The organism is Rahnella selenatireducens (genome assembly GCF_046449555.1).
GTDB classification, from domain to species: domain Bacteria; phylum Pseudomonadota; class Gammaproteobacteria; order Enterobacterales; family Enterobacteriaceae; genus Rahnella; species Rahnella selenatireducens.
This window is the reverse complement of the sequence record NZ_JBKEZJ010000037.1, coordinates 1-4,925: the sequence shown is the minus strand read 5'-3', so window position 1 is coordinate 4,925 and position 4,925 is coordinate 1. Positions and strand designations below refer to the sequence as shown.

Here is a 4,925-nt window from a genome sequence, read left to right as displayed (position 1 = left end):
GGCATCAAATAAGTGGAAAGCCCTGTACTGACGTACAGGGCTTTTTGCTATGGGAAAATCGGGAAAATCAGAGGTCGCTGAAGGTCATTTACTTTACTTTCGCCTTTTCTTGACGGGTTCTCCGCCAGAAAACTGTGCGTCAGAGGGCGACGAATCGGTTAAACTAAGCTCAAATAAGTCACCAATGAGTAATCTAGTTATGTCGATTGACGACACCTCTCTTCAATCCCGAAATACCTTTTCCCTTGCTGCACAGGCTGCTGAAATCGTGAGTGTTTGTAGTGTAGAACAGCTGATCACGGCCTGGAAGTCTGCGAAAGAAAAGCAGCAACCCTTCCTGCTTTTAGGTGAAGGAAGCAACGTTCTTTTTCTTGAAGACTTTGCCGGTATGGTCGTTTTGAATCGAATAAAAGGTATTGAACTGGCTGAAAACGCTGATGAATGGCTATTGCATGTCGGTGCCGGAGAAAACTGGCATGAGCTGGTTTGCTACGCACTGGAACGCAATATTCCGGGGCTGGAGAACCTGGCCCTGATCCCTGGGTGTGTAGGCTCTGCGCCTATTCAGAACATTGGTGCTTATGGAATTGAGCTTCAAAGCATCTGTAATTATGTTGATGTTTTAGATCTGCAAACCGAAAAACTAGTGCGTTTAAGTGACGAAGATTGCCAGTTCGGCTATCGCGAAAGCATATTCAAACATTCTTATAAAAACGGTTATGCAATCGTAGCCGTCGGTTTGAAGCTGACGAAACAATGGTTGCCGAAACTTACTTATGGTGACCTGACTCGTCTGGATCCTCAGACCGTAACACCGCAGAAGATCTTTGATTCAGTATGCTCAATGCGACGCAGCAAATTACCGGATCCTGCCGTCACCGGGAATGCGGGCAGCTTCTACAAAAATCCAACCGTTAGTGCTTTAGTTGCAGATAAAATCAGCAGCCAGTACCCTTCAATGCCATCATATCCACAAGCCAATGGGCAGGTAAAACTTGCCGCGGGTTGGTTAGTTGAACAGTCCGGCCTGAAGGGTTTTAACATTGGCGGCGCTGCAGTGCATGAGAAACAGGCCCTGGTACTCATTAATAAAGACCATGCGAGCAGCGGTGATGTCCGCGCGTTGGCGAAATATGTTCGTGATGCAGTTGCGGAAAAATTTGGTATTTGGCTTGAGCCTGAAGTCCGTTTCATTGCCGCAGAAGGTGAAGTGAATGCAGTGGAGATACTTTCATGAAGGATATTACAGTGCCATTGCAACTGATTTCGATTTTGGCCGACGGTGAGTTTCATTCTGGTGAACAGTTAGGTACTGTCATGGGAATGAGCCGAGCGGCAATTAATAAACATATTCAGACTGTACGGGACTGGGGTGTCGATATCTTCACGGTCCCCGGGAAAGGGTACAGCTTACCTTATCCTATTCAGTTGCTGGAAGAAGAGAAGATTCTTGCAATGCTTCCGGCTGGTGGGGTAAGTGTCCTGCCTGTTATTGATTCTACCAATCAGTTTCTGATGGACAGAATTAGCCAGCTGAATTCGGGTGATGCCTGCGTTGCAGAATACCAGCAGGCTGGCCGGGGTCGCCGTGGCCGTAAGTGGTTTTCACCTTTCGGCAGCAATCTTTATCTTTCTATGTACTGGAAACTGGAGCAAGGTCCCGCAGCGGCAATGGGGCTGAGCCTGGTGATCGGGATTGTCATGGCGGAAGTACTTCATCACCTCGGAGCAGAAAATGTCCGGGTCAAATGGCCTAACGATCTTTATCTCAATGACCGTAAGCTGGCGGGTATTCTCGTTGAGTTAACGGGTAAAACCGGGGACGCTGCCCATTTGGTTATCGGGGCAGGCATCAATCTCAAAATGCGTGAACCTGCGACCGATACCATCAATCAGGGATGGATCAACTTACAAGAAGCGGGCGTGAATATTGACCGCAACGAACTCACTGCAACATTGTTGAAAGAGCTGCGTTCAGCTTTAGTTCATTTTGAACAGGAAGGTTTAACACCGTTTATTGTCCGTTGGCGGGGTTTAGATAATTTCCTCGACCGGCCGGTCAAATTGCTGATTGGTGATCAGGAAATTCATGGCATCGAACGGGGAATTGATCCGCAGGGCGCATTGTTGCTTGAGCAAGAAGGTAAAATTAAACCGTATATTGGTGGCGAGATATCACTGCGCGGTGTCTGAGTAAAATTAAAGGGAGAGCACCAGCTCTCCTTTATTCATTTGTAAAACTCTTATTTTCTCAACCGGACGCTTTCAACGGCATGATTCGCACTTTTCGTCAAGATTAGGCTGGCTCTTTCACGTGTGGGCAATATATTTTCTTTTAAATTCAATCCGTTAATTTCATTCCATAACTGGGTTGCAATGTTAACTGCTTCTTCTTCCGGCAGCTTTGCATAGTGATGAAAATAGGAGTCGGGATCAGAAAATGCACCTTGACGGAATTTCAGGAAGCGATTTATGTACCAACCCTGTAATAAATCTTCCGGCGCATCAACATATATTGAGAAATCCACAAAGTCAGAAACAAATACATGATGCGGATCGTGAGGGTAATCCATTCCACTTTGTAAAACATTGAGCCCTTCAAGAATTAAAATATCTGGCTGCTCAATGACTTTATTCCCATCGGGTATCACATCATAGATCAGATGCGAATATACCGGAGCAGTTACACGCTTAGCGCCTGATTTAACTTCAGAAACGAAATTTACCAGCTGATGCATGTCGTACGACTGCGGGAACCCCTTTTTCTTCATAATCCCACGTTCTTGCAATGTCTTATTGGGATAGAGGAATCCATCGGTGGTGATCAGCTCCACGGAGCGATGCTCGGGCCAGCGGCTGAGTAATGCCTGCAAGACACGCGCTGTTGTGCTCTTGCCCACAGCAACACTTCCCGCAATGCCAATGACATAAGGTATTTTCTGTCCGTCTGTGCCGAGAAACTGTTCAAGCACAGCTTGCCGGCGCAAGTTGGAACTGATGTAAAAATTGAGAAGGCGTGAAAGCGGCAGATAAATCTGAGCGACTTCCTCGAGGGATAAATCCTCGTTGATACCTTTCAGGTTCACGACTTCCGCTTCTTTGAGCGTTAGCGGTACTGAATCACGTAAGGCTGCCCACTGCGCACGATCGAACTGCAGATAAGGAGTTGCCAAAGATGGGTCTCTTTTTTTCATAAGTTAAAGTCTGCCTGTTAGCGCAGGTCAGGAAAGGCGATCACGCCAACTCCAGACAGTAAACCAGCAGCATATTATAGACACCTTAATTTTCAGGAGAGATCTTTTTCTTATAACTTATCGATTTCTTTGATTGAGTTTAAAAATTTTTAAGAAAGTTATGCAAACAAGGAAGATGTTGCATTAACACGGGGAGGGTTTTGCCGCCCCGTTTGGCTAATTAGAAGAGAGAAGTAGGAGAACAGGCAAACGCAGAAAGCCGCTTATAGTAGACGACTTCACTTTTTCGAGTGTAGCGGGCGGATTCAGCTTTGAAGGGCGCGCAGCGGTAACCCTGTGCGCGATAGAAGGCTTCTGCTTCAGAGCCTGATTGCATATCGGAAGACAAAACGGTGCAACGCAGGTTCTGAGCGGTGTTTTCCAGTTCACGCATTAACAATCTGCCGACGCCATGTCGTCTTGCATGTGCGCGAACCAACAGGGTATTAATTTCTGCCTCATGTGGTAAATCTGCCAGGTGTGTTAAATCCAGCTGGACTGTTCCGATAACGCCTCGCTCATCACGAGCTATCCAAAGCAAACGCTCATTTTGGGCAAGTGCGGGCCGCAAATCATTAAAGGAATCTTCGGCGTCTATCAGTTCCATGGCGTAGGGAAACCCAGCAGAGCCTCCCTCGCTGTTGGCATCTACCAGAAGTTGTGCCAGTTCACCCCGGTAGATAGGTAATGTCGCCGCATTAAGCATGACTATTTTCATTGCAGCACTCCTGATAAGAAAACAGCGCGTTCGAAAAGAAGACTGCAAAAATTGCGCCAATAAAAAATGCCGTTAAAACAGTATTGGCCGAAAAGAAATAGCCGGTTGATGATCTTTGATGAGGCAACAGCACATTTTAAGTGCATAAATTGCACTGGCAGGCGGCATGAAGGTTTTTTATAAAGATGAACGGTGAGGAAAAACTCATGTATCGGCTCGACAGCCAGGCCTGAGGCGACGTTTATTGCACATTATTTGAGCCTTTAAACGTATTTATACGGGCAAAAGCCTACTTTTTGAATAAAACATGAGCGTTAGAGCAAAACATGCAATTTATTTGTTGCATACCCCGTAAACTCTCCCTAGAATGCGCAGCACTTGATGCCGGCATAGCTCAGTTGGTAGAGCAACTGACTTGTAATCAGTAGGTCCCGAGTTCGACTCTTGGTGCCGGCACCATTCAAGTACTTAACAATTAGGTGGGGTTCCCGAGCGGCCAAAGGGAGCAGACTGTAAATCTGCCGTCATCGACTTCGAAGGTTCGAATCCTTCCCCCACCACCATACAAGCTTCAGCAATGAAGCAACTTAAAGTGAAAGAGTCGCTTTAAGTGAAGGTGAGGAATTAAGTGTCTCACGTCCTTTTCCCCGTCTTCGAGTTCTTCAGAAAAATTAGGTAGCCGAGTTCCAGGATGCGGGCATCGTATAATGGCTATTACCTCAGCCTTCCAAGCTGATGATGTGGGTTCGATTCCCACTGCCCGCTCCAAGTATGTGCTGATATAGCTCAGTTGGTAGAGCGCACCCTTGGTAAGGGTGAGGTCGGCAGTTCGAATCTGCCTATCAGCACCACTTCCAAATTCTCCCTCCTGATTTTCTTTCTGTAAACTAATTCGTCAAGCAAATGCTTGGTTGATGTGGTGATACCACCGATTTAACCGTGTCTTAGAGGGACAATCGATGTCTAAAGAAAAG

General features: G+C 46.6%; 4 protein-coding genes and 4 tRNA genes. 6 read left to right on the top strand and 2 right to left on the bottom strand.

Annotation, left to right across the window (positions count from 1 at the left end):
- Positions 1-199 precede the first annotated feature (199 nt).
- Both murB and birA read left to right on the top strand, forming a co-directional pair.
- On the top strand, positions 200-1,237 hold the full coding sequence (gene murB, locus ACLBVC_RS24685; RefSeq protein ID WP_410151802.1) for a UDP-N-acetylmuramate dehydrogenase: 1,038 nt from the start codon (positions 200-202) through the stop codon (positions 1,235-1,237).
- Positions 1,234-2,193 carry a bifunctional biotin--[acetyl-CoA-carboxylase] ligase/biotin operon repressor BirA gene (birA, locus tag ACLBVC_RS24680; RefSeq protein ID WP_410151800.1) on the top strand — a complete coding sequence of 320 codons (960 nt, stop codon included), beginning with the start codon at positions 1,234-1,236 and terminating at the stop codon, positions 2,191-2,193. Before murB ends, birA begins: the two co-directional genes overlap by 4 nt.
- A gap of 50 nt (positions 2,194-2,243) precedes the next feature.
- On the opposite strand, the gene coaA is transcribed toward birA, so the two are convergent.
- A complete protein-coding gene (gene coaA, locus ACLBVC_RS24675; protein ID WP_152325062.1) occupies positions 2,244-3,194 on the bottom strand; it encodes a type I pantothenate kinase in 951 nt (316 codons plus the stop codon).
- Between the two features lie 220 nt (positions 3,195-3,414).
- Entirely contained in the window at positions 3,415-3,951 is a 537-nt protein-coding gene (locus ACLBVC_RS24670) for a GNAT family N-acetyltransferase (protein ID WP_410151798.1), read from the bottom strand.
- A 383-nt stretch (positions 3,952-4,334) separates the two neighbouring features.
- On the opposite strand from ACLBVC_RS24670, the gene ACLBVC_RS24665 reads away from it, so the two are divergent.
- The 4 genes from ACLBVC_RS24665 (at position 4,335) to ACLBVC_RS24650 (ending at position 4,802) form a co-directional block, all read left to right on the top strand.
- Positions 4,335-4,410 (top strand) — tRNA-Thr (locus ACLBVC_RS24665).
- A 19-nt stretch (positions 4,411-4,429) separates the two neighbouring features.
- A tRNA-Tyr gene (locus ACLBVC_RS24660) sits at positions 4,430-4,514 on the top strand.
- Between the two features lie 130 nt (positions 4,515-4,644).
- Positions 4,645-4,719: transfer RNA gene (locus ACLBVC_RS24655), tRNA-Gly, on the top strand.
- Positions 4,720-4,726: 7 nt separating this feature from the next.
- Positions 4,727-4,802 (top strand) — tRNA-Thr (locus ACLBVC_RS24650).
- Positions 4,803-4,925: the final 123 nt, after the last annotated feature.

Bases quoted from the DNA above. Each gene is read 5' to 3' on its own strand.
- murB (WP_410151802.1), top strand. From the start codon at position 200: ATGTCGATTGACGACACCTCTCTTCAATCCCGAAATACCTTTTCCCTT.
- birA (WP_410151800.1), top strand. From the start codon at position 1,234: ATGAAGGATATTACAGTGCCATTGCAACTGATTTCGATTTTGGCCGAC.
- coaA (WP_152325062.1), bottom strand. From the start codon at position 3,194: ATGAAAAAAAGAGACCCATCTTTGGCAACTCCTTATCTGCAGTTCGAT.
- ACLBVC_RS24670 (WP_410151798.1), bottom strand. From the start codon at position 3,951: ATGAAAATAGTCATGCTTAATGCGGCGACATTACCTATCTACCGGGGT.